Below are 14771 nucleotides of genomic sequence, written 5' to 3'. Positions count from 1 at the left end.
GCTCAGGATCATGGTTCCGGGAATACGCAGCGCCCGGAGAGGACCAACTATCAGGGGGACAAGGATTGTCCGGAAGTTTTATGGCCAGGATTGGCCTCGCGGGCTTCGCCTGCGGCGTTATCTTACTGTATAGCCTTGCGCTCTTGCCACCTCTGCACTGGCTGATTTCTGCGATGGTAATCCCGTTTCTGACGTTGCTGGTGGCCACTTCGCCACTACACAGGGTCGGGGCAATGTTGGTCGCAGGCGCTCTTTCCGGCATGCTGTGGGCCGGTTGGCAGGCCGATGTCCGCCAACAAGGCACGCTTCCCGCCAGTCTGGAGGGCGAGATTCTGGAGGTGTCTGGTTATCTCTGTGACGTTCCCTCCACAGGCAGTTTCAACAGTGTCCGTTTTGCATTCTGTGTCGATCGATGGCACCTGCCGGAGTATTCCAATGCTTCGGATTCGCCAGGGCTGCCACAGAAACTGCGTCTTGCCTGGTATGGCGAGGCCGCAACAACCAGCCTTTCCCAACGGCTCAGGCTCAAAGTGGTTCTCAAACGCCCCCATGGCTCGGTGAATCCCGAGGGCTTTCGCTACGAATCCTGGTTGTATCGAAAGGGATTCGGCGCCACCGGCACCGTTCGTGACCTGGTTCCGGACAGCCTCTCTGACTGTCCGCTCCGCTGCCAATACCACGGCTGGCGCAACAGCCTTGTGCACGCGGTCTCGGAACGGCTGTCCGGTGCCCGGCATTTCCCGCTTGTAGCCTCCCTGATGATCGGCTACCGCGGACATATGGAGCCCACGCACTGGGATGTCCTCAAAGCGACCGGTACCATTCATCTGGTGGCTATTTCGGGCCTGCACCTCGGTCTGATTGCCGCTGGCGCCGGTTTCTTCTGCCGGCGATTATTGCTCTGCCTGCCACAGGGCCGGATATCGCCGGGCAGACTTCGAGGACTGGTCTTTCTCTGCGTGGCCCTTGGCAGCCTTGCTTATGCGCTTGCGGCCGGTTTTTCCGTGCCCACACGGCGGGCGCTGATCATGGTCGTTATCGCCGGTTGGGTGCTGTTGGGGGCACGCAAGACCGGAGCATTCACAGGGTTGCTGGGCGCACTGGTTGTGGTGTTGCTGAGCGATCCGTTTTCACCCCTGGACCAGGGTTTCTGGCTTTCCTTTGGTGCGGTTTCCGTTCTTGTGGTGTTGTTCAGCCTGCGATTGCGACAGGCAGGGTGGCTTCAGGGGCTGTTGCTGGCTCAATTCGCTGTGTTTGCTGCGCTATGGCCAATTCTGGCGGTTCTTGGCCAGTCACAAGTGGTGATTGGCTTTGTGGCCAACCTGTTTGCGATACCCTGGGTATCGCTTGTGGTTATGCCGGTTCTGGTGCTCGGGGCGCTGGTCATGGTGGTTTCCCCTGTGGCTGACGGCATCGTAATCAATGCGTTTGACCTGGTGCTCGGTGTGCTTTGGGAGGGGTTGGTGTGGCTCTCCAATGTGGACGTTACCATGCCCACCCCGGGCGTACCGACGCTTCTGCTGCTGGCGGTTGTGGTAATGGTGGCATTGCTGGTGCCATTTCGTGGTTTTCGCCTGGCAACGGTTTGCGTGGTTGTTGTATGGATAACAGGGGCGTTGGTCCCGGGGTCGTCCGGCGGTGCCCAGAATACGCCGGTAGACAATCCGGAACTCTGGGTGTGGGATGTGGGGCAGGGGCTTTCCGTGATGGTGCGGGACCAGCGCCAGGTGCTGGTTTACGATACCGGCCCTGCGCTGAAAGGCGTTTATTCCGCGGTTGATTCAGTGTTGATCCCCAATCTCAGAGAACTGGGCGTCCGGCACATCGATACCCTGGTAATCAGTCATGGCGATGGCGACCATGCCGGCGGATTGCCTCTGTTGTTTGAAAGCTTTGGTGTAGGGCAGGTGGTCACCGGAGAGCCCGAGCGGGTTGCAGGCATGCTGCCTCGTGGTTCCGGGGCGACGGTGCAACCCTGTGCTCAACGCGGTAGCCAGGCCATGGGTAGCCTGGACATTTCCTTCTGGCGCAGCCCCGGTGAGGCTGGCAGCGGCCAGAAGGTAGATAGCAACGATGCCTCCTGCGTGCTGACCATCCGGTCTGCGTCATCGGCCGCAGAGGTGGTGCTGCCCGGGGACATTACCCGGCGGACAGAGAGCAGGTTCATCGCAGGTCGAGCGCAGGAAGCACCCGGATTCCGTGTTGTGCTGGCGCCCCACCATGGCAGTAAAACCTCGTCGTCCCGGCAATGGGTAGAACAGATGGCGCCGGATCTTGTGGTGTTCAGCGCGGGTTACCGGCACCGCTTCGGACATCCTCACCCGGATGTGGTGGGCCGGTATCTCTCTGCTGGCAGCCACATACTGAACACAGCCACCTCTGGTGCCTTGCGTCTTGTATGGCAGCCGGGCGGGATGTCGGTAACCGAGGCGAGGGCAGAGACGCCGTTCTGGATCCGCAAACCGGAAAGCCGCTGATGTCCCGTATAAAAACCGTGACATTCCGGGTGTGGCCTACGCCGGTAGCTATGCTAAAGTAGCGCGGCTTGCTAACAATCAGGGAGTCCCAAGCGTGTTCGAGCTTTTGAAAGCCGGTGGCATCCTCATGGTGCCGATTCTTGCCTGTTCAATACTTGCCCTTGCCATCATTCTTGAGCGTTTCTGGACTCTCAGACCGTCCAGGGTGACGCCGCAGCACACCATTAACGAGTTGTGGCGGTGGATCAAGAAAAAAGAGCTTAATGGACGCAAGCTCAAGGCCCTGCAGGCCTCTTCTCCCCTGGGCCGCATCCTTGCAGGCGGCCTGATGAATGCCAAGCATGGTCGTGAGATCATGAAAGAAAGCATTGAGCATGAGGCCAGCCAGGTCATCCACGATCTGGAACGCTTCCTCAACCCGCTGGGCACGGTCGCGACCATCACTCCGTTACTGGGCCTGCTCGGTACGGTTATCGGCATGATCAAAGTGTTCGCTGAGATCCAGCTCGCCGGTGTCGGTGATGCCGGCAACCTCGCCGGTGGTATTTCCGAAGCGCTTATTACCACGGCCTCGGGCCTTAGCGTGGCTATCCCCGCGCTCATCTGTCACCGCTATTTTATCCGCCGTGTTGATGAACTGGTCGTGGGTATGGAGCAGGAGGCCATCAAGCTGGTCGAGGTAGTGCACGGCGACCGTGAAATCGACGTGGAAGGAGCCTGAACACCGTGAAGTTCAAGCGCCAGAGAAGTCAGGAAGTCGGGGTTGACCTGACGCCACTGATCGATGTGGTCTTCCTGCTGCTGATATTCTTTATGGTTTCCACCACCTTCACCCGTGAAAGCCATCTCAATATCGAACTGCCTGAAGCCAATGGTGAACGGTCAGAATCGGAAGCACAGCTGATTGATGTGGTGATCAACGCCGAGGGGCAGTACATCCTCAACGACCGGACCCTGGTCAACAACCGGCGGGAAACCCTGGAGCGTGCGGTCAGTGAACTGGCCGGTGGCGATGCGTCGTTGCCATTTATCATTACCGCTGACGCCCGTACGCCCCACGAATTCGTGGTTCGTGCCATGGACGTTGCCGGTCGTCTTGGCTTTGCCAAACTCAGCATCACCACCGAGCGTGAGGCGGAAGGGCAGTGAGCGAATCCACTTCGACAGCGGATCGGGTTCAGCAGTCGGCATCAAACTGGGCAACCTACAAGCGCCTGCTGGCTTATGTGAAGCCTTTTTGGCTGGCTTTTTCCCTTGCCGTGGTGGGCAACGTTATTTATGCGGCTGCCTCCACCGGTATGGCAGCCGCCATGGAATACGTGATCACCGCGCTGGAGAACCCCACTGACGAAAACCGCATTCAGTTGACCATTCTGATCGTGGCGGTATTTGCCTTTCGTGGTGTGGGCACCTTCATGAGCCAGTATTTCATCAGCTATGTCGGCAGGCAGGTTATCAATGCCCTGCGCAAGCAGGTGTTCGATCGGCTGCTGAACCTGCCCTCCCGCTATTTCGACGAGAATGCCTCTGGCCGGCTCGTATCCAAGCTTACCTTCAACGTGGAGCAGGTTGCGGAAGCCACCACGAATGCCGTCACCATTACCCTCCGGGAAGGGCTGACAATCGTTGGTTTGCTGGGTTTCATGATCTATACCAACTGGAAGCTGACGCTGGTGTTCCTCGCAGTAGGGCCATTGATTGCCCTGGTGGTCAGTTATGCCAGCAAGCGGTTCCGCAAGATCAGCAAGCGGATTCAGGGCTCCATGGGCGACATTACCCACGTGGCGTCGGAATCCATCAGCGGCTACCGGGTGGTTCGCACCTTCGGTGGTGAGCACTATGAGCGGGACCGCTTCCGCAAGGTGAGCGAAAAGAACCTGGAGCAGAGCCTGAAAATGGCCTCGACCCAGGCTATCAGTGTGCCCGTCATCCAGGTGCTGGTGGCGATTGCCATCGCCTCACTGGTGTGGTTTATGCTCGCCCCCGAAATCCGCGGAAATATGAGCACAGGTGAGCTGGTTGCGTTTATTACCGCAGCAACCACCATGGCCAAACCCATACGGCAGGTTACCTCTGTCCACGCCAAGATCCAGAAGGGTGTGGCTGCTGCCCATGACGTGTTTGGCACCATGGACGAAGAGCCGGAGGAGGATCCAGGCACCTATGCCCCTGAGCGGGTTGATGGCAACATCGAGTTCGACAACGTTTGTTTCCGCTACCGCAATCAGCTTGAAGACGTTCTTAAAGGCATTTCGCTGAGTATCCCGGCTGGTCAGAGTGTGGCGCTGGTTGGACGCTCCGGGAGCGGTAAATCGACCATGGTCAGCCTGCTTCCGCGATTCTACGAATACACCGGCGGCGATATCCGGTTGGACGGGCACTCGCTGAAGGAATTCACCCTGGAAGCATTGCGCGCCCAGATCGCACTGGTTACCCAGAATGTGGTGCTGTTTAACGACACCGTCGCCGCCAATATTGCTTACGGTGCGCTACGCCACCATAGCCGGGAGCAGATTATCGACGCGGCCAGCAAAGCCCATGCGATGGAATTTATTGAGGACATGCCGGAAGGTCTGGACACCATGATTGGCGATAATGGCGTGATGCTGTCCGGCGGCCAGCGCCAGCGCCTGGCCATTGCCCGGGCGCTGCTCAAGGATGCACCGGTGCTGATTCTCGACGAGGCCACCTCGGCGCTCGATACCGAATCTGAACGCCACATCCAGGACGCCCTGGAAACCGTTATGAAAGGCAGGACAACACTGGTTATTGCCCACCGCCTTTCCACCATTGAGAAAGCAGATCGCATCCTGGTGATGGACGGTGGCAGGATCATCGAATCCGGGCGGCATGACGAACTGCTAGCCCAGGGCGGTGCCTACGCCCAACTTCATCAGATGCAGTTCAGCGAGCAGGCATGACCACGCTGGTGGATCGGCTGTGGTATGGCGGCAAGCGCCCCCTGTGGCCACTGTATCCGTTTGCATGGCTTTATCGGGCCATTGCCGAAAGCCGGAGGCGCCGGGCTTGGCAGGCCAGGGACGAGCGCATTCCGGTCCCGGTTGTGGTGGTAGGCAACATAACCGCCGGCGGCACCGGTAAATCACCGTTGACCGCGGCCCTTATCGGGCTGCTGCGGGAACATGGTTGGCAACCGGTGATCCTGAGCAGGGGCTATGGTGGCAAGGCCGGCCACTATCCTTTGCTGGTTACCCCGGAAACGGGCCCCGATAAGGCAGGCGACGAACCGGTGATGCTGGCCGCGGAATCCGGTTGCCCGGTGGTGGTCGATCCGGATCGTAAGCGCGGCGCCCTATGGGCCCTGGACCGGAAACTGGGTAACATCCTTGTGTGTGATGACGGGCTCCAGCACTACAGGCTGCCCAGAGACATTGAGCTGGCGGTGTTCGACGCTGCCCGGGGCCTTGGTAATGGCGCCCTGATTCCCGTAGGCCCGCTGCGCGAGCCCCTCGAAAGGCTGGCCTCGGTCGATTTTGTGGTCACCAATGGTGGCCGCCTCGATGAGATTAACCACGACCACCAGTTCACCATGACCCTGGCCCCAACGGAGCTACGCAATCTGGTGACCGGGGACGTCCTTTCTCCGCAATGTCTCCGGGGGCAGCCGGTGAGGGCGATAGCAGGGATCGGCAACCCGCAGCGGTTTTTCGATACACTAAGGCAATTGGGAGCGCAGGTCCGGCCCCGTGCCTTGCCGGATCATCACCGCTTTACGCCTGAAGATCTGCTTTCCGAAGAGGGGGAGTGGCTGGTGATGACGGCGAAGGATGCGGTCAAATGCCGGGATTTTGCGCCGGAGAACAGCTGGGTGCTGGCCGTAAAAGCCGGGCTTCCGGAGTCGTTCAGGGAGGCGTTTATGGCCAGCGTCAATCACTGTCGTCAATCACTGGATTCCAACGAAACTGTGAGAACACACCATGGATAAGAAACTGATGGCCCTGCTGGCTTGCCCGGTTTGCAAAGGGGACCTCAAGCTCAACGAGGACAAGACCGAACTGCTCTGCTACCAGGATGCAATGGCCTTTCCGATTCGTGAAGGTATACCGGTCATGCTCGCAACCGAGGCTCGCACTCTGACCACCGATGAGCGTCTGGATAAACACTGACAGGAAGCCAGTATGTCCTATTCCGTTGTGATTCCGGCTCGCTACGCATCCACCCGCCTGCCGGGAAAGCCGCTGGCAGATATTGCCGGCAAGCCGATGATCGCGCATGTCTATGACCGCGCCTGCGAGAGTCACGCCAGCCGCGTAATCATAGCCACCGATGACCCTAGAATTGAAACAGCCTGCCGGGCATTCGGGGCAGAGGTGGTGATGACCTCTGCCGACCATGCCAGTGGCACCGACCGCCTTGAAGAGGTCGCCCGGCTGATGGATTTCGGCCCGGACGAACGAGTGGTCAATGTCCAGGGCGACGAGCCGCTGATACCTCCGGAACTGATAGATCAGGTGGCTGCCAACCTGGAAGCCCATCCCGATGCCGCCATAGCCACGCTCTGCGAACAGATTTCGGACGCGGCCAGCGTGTTTAATCCCAATGTGGTGAAGGTGGTGTTTGACCACCGCGGCATAGCGCATTATTTCAGTCGCGCACCGATACCCTGGGCAAGGGACGCATGGCAGGCTTCGGATGCCCGGAAGCAGCTGCCGGAGGGGGTTGGTTACTACCGCCACATTGGCATCTACGGATACCGCGTCAGCCTTCTGCGTGACTTTGTCACCTGGCCACCGGCGCCGACGGAAGTGACCGAATCCCTTGAGCAGCTGCGGGCGCTCTATAACGGAGCTCGCATTCATGTGGAAGAAGCCTGCCGTGTGCCGCCGTCAGGCGTTGATACGCAGCAGGACCTCGAGCGTCTGCGGGACTACATGACAGCAAAGCAGAAGGAGGCCCCAAGCTCATGACCGCGCCGGTAAAGGTACTTTTTGTCTGTCTCGGCAACATCTGCCGCTCCCCGAGCGCAGAGGGTGTTTTCCGCAAGGTGGTTCAACAGGCCGGGCTTGAAGACCGGATCACAATCGACTCCTGCGGCACCGGCGGCTGGCATGTGGGCAAGGCTCCCGACAGCCGCGCTATTGCCGCTGCGCGCACTCGTGGCATTGATATCGGCCATCTTCGGGCGCGTCAGTTCTGCAGTGATGACCTGGACCAGTATGACTATGTGTTGGTGATGGACCGGCAGAACCTGGCGGATGTGCGGGATGTCTGGCGCCAGAATGGCGGTACCGAGCCGCTTCTGTTTCTGCAGTTCGGCGGTTCGGAGCATGACGAGGTACCTGATCCCTATTACGGTGGCGACCAGGGTTTTGAACACGTGCTGGATCTGATCAACGAAGCCAGCGAAGGGCTCCTCCGGCATATCCGGGAGCAGGCGGCTTGATCAGTCCGGTGCAGGTTCAGGAGAACGTCTTTCTGGGTAAGATGAACAGCCTGGGCATTGCCGCACGGGCGCAGTACTTTGTGTCGGTAACGTCTGTCGAGGCGCTTCAGGAGGCTCTGGAGTGGGCGTCTGAAAAGTCAGTGGAGGCGCTGATTCTCGGCGGTGGCAGTAACCTGGTCTTCGCCGGTGATTACCGGGGCCTGGTTATCCGCATGGCGATTGCCCGCCGGTGCTGGGAGCATGTTGAAGGAGGCGAGGCTACGTTGGTTCTGGGTGCCGGTGAAAACTGGCATGAGGTCGTTATGTACGCTGCCTCCGCCGGTTACCGTGGTATTGAGAACCTGGCGCTGATCCCGGGAACCGTTGGCGCTGCCCCGGTCCAGAATATCGGTGCCTATGGCGCCGAGCTGCGGGATACCTTGCTGGAAGTCAGTGCCCTGGACCGACACACCGGCAAAGTAATAGCACTCACCAACAGCCTGTGCCATTTCAGCTACCGTGACAGCGTGTTCAAGCACGAGCCCGGTCGCTACGTTATTACCACCGTCCGTCTGAGATTATCCCGCTCCCGCCCCTTCCAGCTGGATTACCGCGACCTTGCGGAATATTTTGACGGCCAGGATGCGCGCAGTCTGACGCCACTCGATGTTGCAAACGGCGTCATGGCCGTGCGGCGGCGCAAGCTGCCGGACCCGGCCCAGCTTCCCAATGCCGGCAGTTTTTTCAAGAATCCGGTCATACCCCTCGACACCTGGCGCTCGCTGCAGCAATCCTACCCGGACATTGCCGGGCATCCTGGTGATGACAATGCCAAGGTAGCCGCCGCATGGCTGATTGATCAGTGTGGCTGGAAGGGGTATCGCAATGGCAAGGTGGGCGTTCACAACCGGCAGGCGCTGGTGCTCGTGAATCACTCCAATGGCAACGGCCAGGATGTGCTTTCACTGGCGGAAAGGATTCGTAAAGATGTCGAGGCGCGCTTTGGTATCGCCTTGGAGATGGAGCCGGGAGTGGTCGGCAGCCAGGCAAGCTGCCAACCACTCCCACTTTAAGAGACCTCAGAGTCCGTGGCGGGGTGAGGCGCTGATCAGGAACGGAAGCGCTTCCGCCAGCGGAACATCCTGTTTGTCCTCGTCGCGGCGGCCTTTGTATTCCAGAGTTTCTGCGGCCAGACCCCGTTCAGACACCACGAAGCGATGGGGAATGCCGATCAGCTCCATGTCTGCAAACTTCACACCCGGCCGCTCGTTGCGGTCGTCCAGCAGAACATCAAACCCTGCCTGGCGAAGCTGTTCATAGAGCTTTTCACCCGCTTCCATCACGGCGGGTGACTTGTGGGCATTCAGCGTCACGATGGCCACTTCAAATGGCGCAATGGCCTCCGGCCAGATGATGCCCTTGTCGTCATGGTTCTGCTCAATGGAGGAGGCGACAATCCGGGAAACACCAATGCCGTAACACCCCATTTCCAGAATAGCGCTCTTGCCGTTCTCATCCAGTACAGTGGCGTTCATGGCTTTGCTGTACTTGTTGCCCAGCTTGAAGATATGGCCCACCTCGATGCCGCGACGGATCTCGAGGGTGCCTTTCCCGTCCGGGCTGGCATCGCCTTCTACGACGTTGCGCAGATCTTCCACCCGCGTCAGGGGTACATCCCGCTCCCAGTTGACGCCGGTCAGGTGGTAGCCCTCCTTGTTGGCGCCACAGACGAAGTCCGCCAGGTGTGCGGCACTGCGATCAACAATCACGGGCACCGGCAGATTCACCGGCCCGATGGAACCGGCCTTGCAGCCGATGGCCAACTCGATTTCCTCGTCGGTGGCCATGGTCAGCGGCTCAGCCACGCCTTCAAGCTGCTCGGCCTTGATGTCGTTGAGGGTATGGTCGCCTCGCAGGATTAATGCAATCAGACCGATGTTGCCGTTTTCGTCTTCCTCGGCTCTGACCATCAACGTTTTGATCGTTGCGCTGGCGTCGACGTTGAGGAAACCCGACACCGCCTCAATGGTGCGTTGCTCAGGCGTTGCCACTTCTTTCAGGTCCTGCGACGGTGCCGGCCGTTCGCCGGCCGGGGCGATGGCTTCGGCCTTTTCGATGTTAGCGGCGTAGTCGCTGCCGGTGCTGAACACGATGGCGTCCTCACCGGAAGAGGCCAGTACATGGAACTCATGGGAGGCGCTGCCACCGATGGCGCCGGAGTCTGCTTCTACCGGGCGATAATCCAGGCCAAGGCGATCGAAAATGGCACAGTAAGTACGGTGCATCAATTGATAAGTGTCATTCAGGGACTCGGCAGTAACATGGAAGGAGTAGGCGTCCTTCATGATGAATTCCCGGGCCCGCATCACGCCAAACCGTGGGCGTCGTTCATCGCGGAACTTGGTCTGGATCTGATAGAAGTTCGCCGGCAGTTCCTTGTAGCTTTTGAGCTCGTTGCGGATCAGGTCGGTGATGACCTCTTCGTGAGTGGGTCCGAAGCAGAAGTCACGGCCATGGCGGTCGTTCATTCGCAGCAACTCACCACCGTACTGCTCCCAGCGACCGGATTCCTGCCACAACTCGGCAGGTTGCACGGCAGGCATCAACACTTCCTGGGCACCGCTCTTGTCCATTTCTTCTCTCACGATGCGCTCAACCTTGCGCAGCACTCTGAGCCCCATTGGCAACCAGGAGTAAAGGCCAGCGGCCAGTTTGCGGATCATCCCGGCCCTGAGCATCATCTGGTGGCTGATGATCTCGGCATCTGCAGGCGTTTCTTTCTGGGTGGCAATCAGGTAACGGCTTGCTCGCATTGTGTTATCCGTAAACAGTTGAGAAGGGATTCTTTATTTATTACATGGTGGCCGCTATTGTACGGAGCGATTACCACAAGGTACAGATGGACAGAGGGAGAGAAGTGAATGACCCTGACAGCGGCCGAAGTTGAGGCAGTCATACGTGCCGGAGTGCCCATGGCGGAGGATATCGGCTTTACCGTCGACGAGGCCGGAGATCAGGGCTACGCCCGCACCCGCCTAGTGTTCTCAGAACGGCTCATTCGGCCGGGGGGAACCTTGTCCGGCCCGGTGCAGATGGCGCTGGCGGATGCGTCCATGTATGCGGCTGTCATGGCCGCGATCGGCAAGGTGGAAATGGCGGTGACCAGCAACCTTTCCATCAATTTTCTGCAGCGGCCGGCGCCGGCCGATCTGATTGGCGAAGCCACGGTTTTACGCATGGGAAGGCGGATCGCTTTCTGTGAAGTCCGGCTGCTATCAGGGGAAGGGAATGACCAGCAACTGGTCGCCCACGTGACTGGCAGCTATGCTTTACCGTATAGCCGCGACTGAAGAAGGGATATGACTGAAGAATCCATAGACGTTACACCTCGCCGTCAGCCAGTGCAGGCCCGGAGCCGGGAGCGGGTTGACAGCATCCTCAGCCACGCTGCTGCTATCTTTCACGAGGTCGGTGTGGACGCCACCAGCATGTCTGCCATTGCCCGCCAGTCGGATATGTCGCTGGCTTCACTCTATCGTTACTTTCCCAACAAGACCGCCATTGTAAAGGCCATTGCCGAAGACCACGTCAGCAGGATGGAATCGGCCTTGCGGGAGCGGCTCGAAACCCTGGAGCTGATGGACGCGGTGGACGTGCTGATCGATCAGTTTTACGAGTTCTACCGGAACGAACCGGCGTACTCCGCCATTTGGAGTGGTGTGGAATCCATGCCTGAGTTGCGGGAACTGGATGTCCGCGAGCTGTACAGCCATGCCCGTGACATGGATGCCCGCCTGAAAAGGGAGTGCCCCCGGCTGCCAGGCGACCGGCGCTGGACGGCAAGCCTGATGTTGCCCCGGTCCGCCGGTACAGTCCTCAGGCTGGCAGCCACCCTGCCGGATAAGCAGGCCCGTCTGATGATCAGCGAGCTCAAATGCATGGCACGGGCCTATCTTGTAGAGTTGGTCCGGTAGCGCGTCAGGAAAGATACCCCAGTGGCAGGGCTGTGCTGTCAATCACCCGTCTGAGCACGAAACTTGAATGCACGCCGCTGACCCCCTGAATGCGGGTGATGCGGTTGAGCAGGAAGTGGTGATAGTGATCCATGTCCGGCACGACAACCTTCAGCATGTAGTCGGCATCCTGGCCGGTGATCAGGTAGCATTCCTGTACTTCCGGGTACTCTCCCACCTCTTTCTCGAAGGCGGCAAAACGCTCGGGCGTGTGGCGATCCATTCCGATCAGGATGATCGCGGTTAACGACAGCCCCAGTTTCTTGTGATCGAGTATGGTCACCTGCCGGACAATCACCCCGGCTTCTTCCAGAGCGCGAACCCTTCGCAGACAAGGGGAGGGGGAAAGCCCCACCTTGTCAGCCAGCTCCTGGTTTGTCAGGGAGCCATCCTGCTGCAATTGTTCGAGGATATTGCGGTCAATCCTGTCGATTTTAACAAGTGATTTCGCGGATGTTGACATAAACTGCCGCCGATTTGTCATTAAATGGAATAATATGGCTATTCTCTGCCTTCGAAAGGCAAAAAAGCAATCATTTTCCCCAAATGACGCGCTATCCTGATACACAGTCAATGAATTCCCAGTCCGAACAGCAAGGAATCACCCCAATGGCATTTGATCATCGTAAGTACGTTGCGTTCACGCCGGTGGCAAAAACGGATCGCCGCTGGCCCGACAAGGTCATCACCACGGCACCGCGTTTTTGTGCCGTTGACCTTCGGGATGGCAACCAGGCGCTGGTGAAGCCCATGTCGGTGGCCCAGAAGCAGCGGATGTTCGAGTTACTGGTCAAACTGGGATTCAAGGAAATCGAGATCGGCTTTCCGGCCGCAAGCCAGCCGGATTTCGATTTCTGTCGCAAGCTGATCGAAGAAGACCGGATTCCGGACGATGTCCACATTCAGGTGCTTACCCAGGCCAGGCCGGAACTGATCGAGCGCACCTATGAGGCGCTGAAAGGTGCTCGCAAGGCCATTGTCCACGTGTATAACTCAACCTCCACGGTCCAGCGGGAACAGGTGTTTGGCATGGACCGGGACGGTATCAGGGACATTGCGGTCAACGGGGCGCGCATCGTCAAGGCCAACGCCGAAAAATACCCCGATACCGAGTGGACCTTCCAGTACTCACCGGAAAGCTTTACCGGCACAGAGCTGGACTATGCCGCAGAAGTGATCGATGCGGTAAACGATGTCTGGCGTCCGGATCAGGGGCAACCGGTGGTGATCAACCTGCCGGCCACTGTGGAAATGGCCACACCCAATGTATTTGCCGACCAGATCGAGTGGATCTGTGACCATGTCCGCTACCGTGAGCACATCAGCATCAGCGTTCACACCCACAATGACCGTGGCTGCGGCGTGGCAGCGGCGGAACTGGCGGTCATGGCCGGGGCTGACCGTGTAGAAGGCACGCTGATGGGCAACGGGGAGCGCACCGGCAATATGGACCTGGTGACCATGGCGATGAACCTGTACTCCCAGGGCGTGGATCCCACTGTAGACCTGTCTGGCATGGCTGAGATTACCGATGTCGTGGAAGCCTGCACCGAGATATCCACCCATCCACGCCACCCCTATGCCGGTGAACTTGTGTTCACGGCGTTTTCGGGCAGCCACCAGGATGCCATCCGCAAGTGCCTCGCAAAACGTAAGGACGGTGATACCTGGCATGTGGCCTATCTGCCGATCGATCCACGGGATCTGGGCCGTCGTTACGAAGAGGTCGTCCGCATCAACAGCCAGTCCGGCAAGGGCGGCGTTGCCTACGTGCTTGAGCGGGACTACAACATCAGCCTGCCACGCTGGTTGCAGATTGAGTTCAGCAAGCTGGTGCAGCGGGAGGCAGAAACCAATGGTGGCGAGATTGACTCACTGACCATCCACCGGCTGTTTGAAGACCGTTACCTGAAAGTGCCCGGAGCCTGGGAGCTGAGATCCTACGATCTGCACCGCGATGACGAAGGTGTTGCTGCTACTGTAAGCATCGGCGCCGGGGATGAACCCGTCATCTTGAAGGGACACGGTCTTGGTGCCGTGGAGGCGGTGTCAGCGGCGCTGGAGGCAGAATATGGCGTGTCGCTGGCGGTAGAAGCCTACGATGAATTCGCGCTGGGTGAGGGCACCAACGCCAATGCGCTGGCCTGTATCCGAGTGACCGTCAACGGCCAGCATTGCAGCGCAGCGGCACTGGCGGAGGATACCACCTCGGCCACGCTTCAGGCGCTGTTCTCGGCGGTTTCCCAAGTGGTGGGAGAGGTTCATCAACATCGGGTTTCCAGTACAGCGACAGCTGACGCGAGTGCGTGACCACGAAAAAAGCCGGCAGCTGCCGGCTTTTTTGTGTTCCCTGTGCCCGTGAGGGGCATAGGGCGGGGTCGCGCAAACCTCAGACCGGGGTTACGTTTTCCGCCTGGGGGCCTTTCGGTCCCTGTGTGACGGTAAACTGCACCTGTTGACCTTCGGTCAGGGTACGGAATCCGCTGGAGTTGATTGCACTGTAGTGAACGAATACGTCACTGCCACCGTCCTGGGCGATGAAACCAAAGCCCTTTGACTCGTTAAACCACTTTACGTGGCCTGTTTTTGTATCATCTGACATTGATCTTTCCTGTATTTCCGAGATTTTTGCCCTCACGGGACCTTCGGTGTTCCTGCGGGACAACCCGTGGGATTACCGATGCTGTAAAAATCCAGAAAGTACTGAGGAAAGTGGCAACGAAGAGCTCTGTGGCAGGACGTTGAAACGCATTCACAAAATACCGCTGTATTTTCACAGCATTTTCAGTATAGACCGAGCTGGGAGTGCGTCAACGCTTTTTTTAGTACTTTATTCAAGTTTTTTAAGCCGCAAAAACAACAGCTTGTAATAAGCTTGTCACCAAGCCGAAGCGTTGC

15 protein-coding genes are annotated in these 14771 nt (G+C 58.7%); 12 read left to right on the top strand and 3 right to left on the bottom strand.

Annotation, left to right across the window (positions count from 1 at the left end; all coding sequences use genetic code 11):
• The first annotated feature begins 80 nt into the window (after nucleotides 1-80).
• From FDP08_RS04115 to murB, 9 genes are all read left to right on the top strand, one after another.
• The gene (locus FDP08_RS04115; RefSeq protein WP_137434750.1) at nucleotides 81-2477 is read left to right on the top strand and encodes a DNA internalization-related competence protein ComEC/Rec2; all 2397 of its coding nucleotides are present in this window, start codon (nucleotides 81-83) and stop codon (nucleotides 2475-2477) included.
• 94 nt (nucleotides 2478-2571) lie between these two features.
• Nucleotides 2572-3198 carry a MotA/TolQ/ExbB proton channel family protein gene (locus tag FDP08_RS04110; RefSeq protein WP_137434749.1) on the top strand — a complete coding sequence of 209 codons (627 nt, stop codon included), beginning with the start codon at nucleotides 2572-2574 and terminating at the stop codon, nucleotides 3196-3198.
• Between the two features lie 5 nt (nucleotides 3199-3203).
• A complete protein-coding gene (locus tag FDP08_RS04105; protein WP_137434748.1) occupies nucleotides 3204-3626 on the top strand; it encodes an ExbD/TolR family protein in 423 nt (140 codons plus the stop codon).
• On the top strand, nucleotides 3623-5398 hold the full coding sequence (msbA, locus tag FDP08_RS04100; RefSeq protein ID WP_137434747.1) for a lipid A export permease/ATP-binding protein MsbA: 1776 nt from the start codon (nucleotides 3623-3625) through the stop codon (nucleotides 5396-5398). Before FDP08_RS04105 ends, msbA begins: the two co-directional genes overlap by 4 nt.
• The gene (gene lpxK / locus FDP08_RS04095; RefSeq protein ID WP_137434746.1) at nucleotides 5395-6423 is read left to right on the top strand and encodes a tetraacyldisaccharide 4'-kinase; all 1029 of its coding nucleotides are present in this window, start codon (nucleotides 5395-5397) and stop codon (nucleotides 6421-6423) included. The genes msbA and lpxK overlap by 4 nt, the downstream gene beginning before the upstream one ends.
• Entirely contained in the window at nucleotides 6416-6604 is a 189-nt protein-coding gene (locus FDP08_RS04090) for a Trm112 family protein (RefSeq protein WP_137434745.1), read from the top strand. Before lpxK ends, FDP08_RS04090 begins: the two co-directional genes overlap by 8 nt.
• A 12-nt stretch (nucleotides 6605-6616) precedes the next feature.
• Entirely contained in the window at nucleotides 6617-7405 is a 789-nt protein-coding gene (gene kdsB, locus FDP08_RS04085) for a 3-deoxy-manno-octulosonate cytidylyltransferase (protein WP_137434744.1), read from the top strand.
• Entirely contained in the window at nucleotides 7402-7881 is a 480-nt protein-coding gene (locus FDP08_RS04080; RefSeq protein ID WP_137434743.1) for a low molecular weight protein-tyrosine-phosphatase, read from the top strand. Before kdsB ends, FDP08_RS04080 begins: the two co-directional genes overlap by 4 nt.
• Nucleotides 7878-8933, top strand: a complete 1056-nt coding sequence (gene murB / locus FDP08_RS04075) for a UDP-N-acetylmuramate dehydrogenase (protein WP_137434742.1) — start codon at nucleotides 7878-7880, stop codon at nucleotides 8931-8933. The genes FDP08_RS04080 and murB overlap by 4 nt, the downstream gene beginning before the upstream one ends.
• 6 nt (nucleotides 8934-8939) lie before the next feature.
• On the opposite strand, the gene FDP08_RS04070 is transcribed toward murB, so the two are convergent.
• The gene (locus FDP08_RS04070) at nucleotides 8940-10673 is read right to left on the bottom strand and encodes a proline--tRNA ligase (RefSeq protein ID WP_137434741.1); all 1734 of its coding nucleotides are present in this window, start codon (nucleotides 10671-10673) and stop codon (nucleotides 8940-8942) included.
• A 108-nt stretch (nucleotides 10674-10781) separates the two neighbouring features.
• Here FDP08_RS04070 and FDP08_RS04065 point away from each other — a divergent pair, with 108 nt between their 5' ends.
• Together FDP08_RS04065 and FDP08_RS04060 are read left to right on the top strand one after the other, a co-directional pair.
• The gene (locus tag FDP08_RS04065) at nucleotides 10782-11210 is read left to right on the top strand and encodes a PaaI family thioesterase (protein WP_137434740.1); all 429 of its coding nucleotides are present in this window, start codon (nucleotides 10782-10784) and stop codon (nucleotides 11208-11210) included.
• A 9-nt stretch (nucleotides 11211-11219) separates the two neighbouring features.
• Nucleotides 11220-11834 (top strand): TetR/AcrR family transcriptional regulator, encoded by a 615-nt coding sequence (locus FDP08_RS04060; protein ID WP_137434739.1) that lies wholly within the window; start codon nucleotides 11220-11222, stop codon nucleotides 11832-11834.
• Between the two features lie 4 nt (nucleotides 11835-11838).
• On the opposite strand, the gene FDP08_RS04055 is transcribed toward FDP08_RS04060, so the two are convergent.
• Nucleotides 11839-12336 carry an Lrp/AsnC family transcriptional regulator gene (locus tag FDP08_RS04055; protein WP_137434738.1) on the bottom strand — a complete coding sequence of 166 codons (498 nt, stop codon included), beginning with the start codon at nucleotides 12334-12336 and terminating at the stop codon, nucleotides 11839-11841.
• Between the two features lie 146 nt (nucleotides 12337-12482).
• Between FDP08_RS04055 and leuA the strand changes: the two genes are divergently transcribed.
• Nucleotides 12483-14183 (top strand): 2-isopropylmalate synthase, encoded by a 1701-nt coding sequence (gene leuA, locus FDP08_RS04050; RefSeq protein WP_137434737.1) that lies wholly within the window; start codon nucleotides 12483-12485, stop codon nucleotides 14181-14183.
• A 79-nt stretch (nucleotides 14184-14262) separates the two neighbouring features.
• Here leuA and FDP08_RS04045 read toward each other — a convergent pair whose 3' ends face one another.
• Complete coding sequence (locus FDP08_RS04045) at nucleotides 14263-14475, bottom strand: cold-shock protein (RefSeq protein WP_137434736.1); 213 nt, start codon at nucleotides 14473-14475, stop codon at nucleotides 14263-14265.
• Nucleotides 14476-14771: the final 296 nt, after the last annotated feature.

It is taken from the genome of Marinobacter panjinensis (genome assembly GCF_005298175.1).
Lineage (GTDB): Bacteria > Pseudomonadota > Gammaproteobacteria > Pseudomonadales > Oleiphilaceae > Marinobacter > Marinobacter panjinensis.
The sequence above is the reverse complement of the archived record's forward strand: the minus strand, read 5'-3'. Positions and strand labels throughout refer to the sequence as shown.

Coding starts and splice junctions, on each gene's coding strand:
- FDP08_RS04045 (WP_137434736.1), bottom strand. CDS start 14,475: ATGTCAGATGATACAAAAACAGGCCACGTAAAGTGGTTTAACGAGTCA.
- FDP08_RS04070 (WP_137434741.1), bottom strand. CDS start 10,673: ATGCGAGCAAGCCGTTACCTGATTGCCACCCAGAAAGAAACGCCTGCA.
- FDP08_RS04055 (WP_137434738.1), bottom strand. CDS start 12,336: ATGTCAACATCCGCGAAATCACTTGTTAAAATCGACAGGATTGACCGC.
- leuA (WP_137434737.1), top strand. CDS start 12,483: ATGGCATTTGATCATCGTAAGTACGTTGCGTTCACGCCGGTGGCAAAA.
- FDP08_RS04065 (WP_137434740.1), top strand. CDS start 10,782: ATGACCCTGACAGCGGCCGAAGTTGAGGCAGTCATACGTGCCGGAGTG.
- FDP08_RS04060 (WP_137434739.1), top strand. CDS start 11,220: ATGACTGAAGAATCCATAGACGTTACACCTCGCCGTCAGCCAGTGCAG.
- FDP08_RS04115 (WP_137434750.1), top strand. CDS start 81: ATGGCCAGGATTGGCCTCGCGGGCTTCGCCTGCGGCGTTATCTTACTG.
- lpxK (WP_137434746.1), top strand. CDS start 5,395: ATGACCACGCTGGTGGATCGGCTGTGGTATGGCGGCAAGCGCCCCCTG.
- kdsB (WP_137434744.1), top strand. CDS start 6,617: ATGTCCTATTCCGTTGTGATTCCGGCTCGCTACGCATCCACCCGCCTG.
- FDP08_RS04080 (WP_137434743.1), top strand. CDS start 7,402: ATGACCGCGCCGGTAAAGGTACTTTTTGTCTGTCTCGGCAACATCTGC.
- FDP08_RS04090 (WP_137434745.1), top strand. CDS start 6,416: ATGGATAAGAAACTGATGGCCCTGCTGGCTTGCCCGGTTTGCAAAGGG.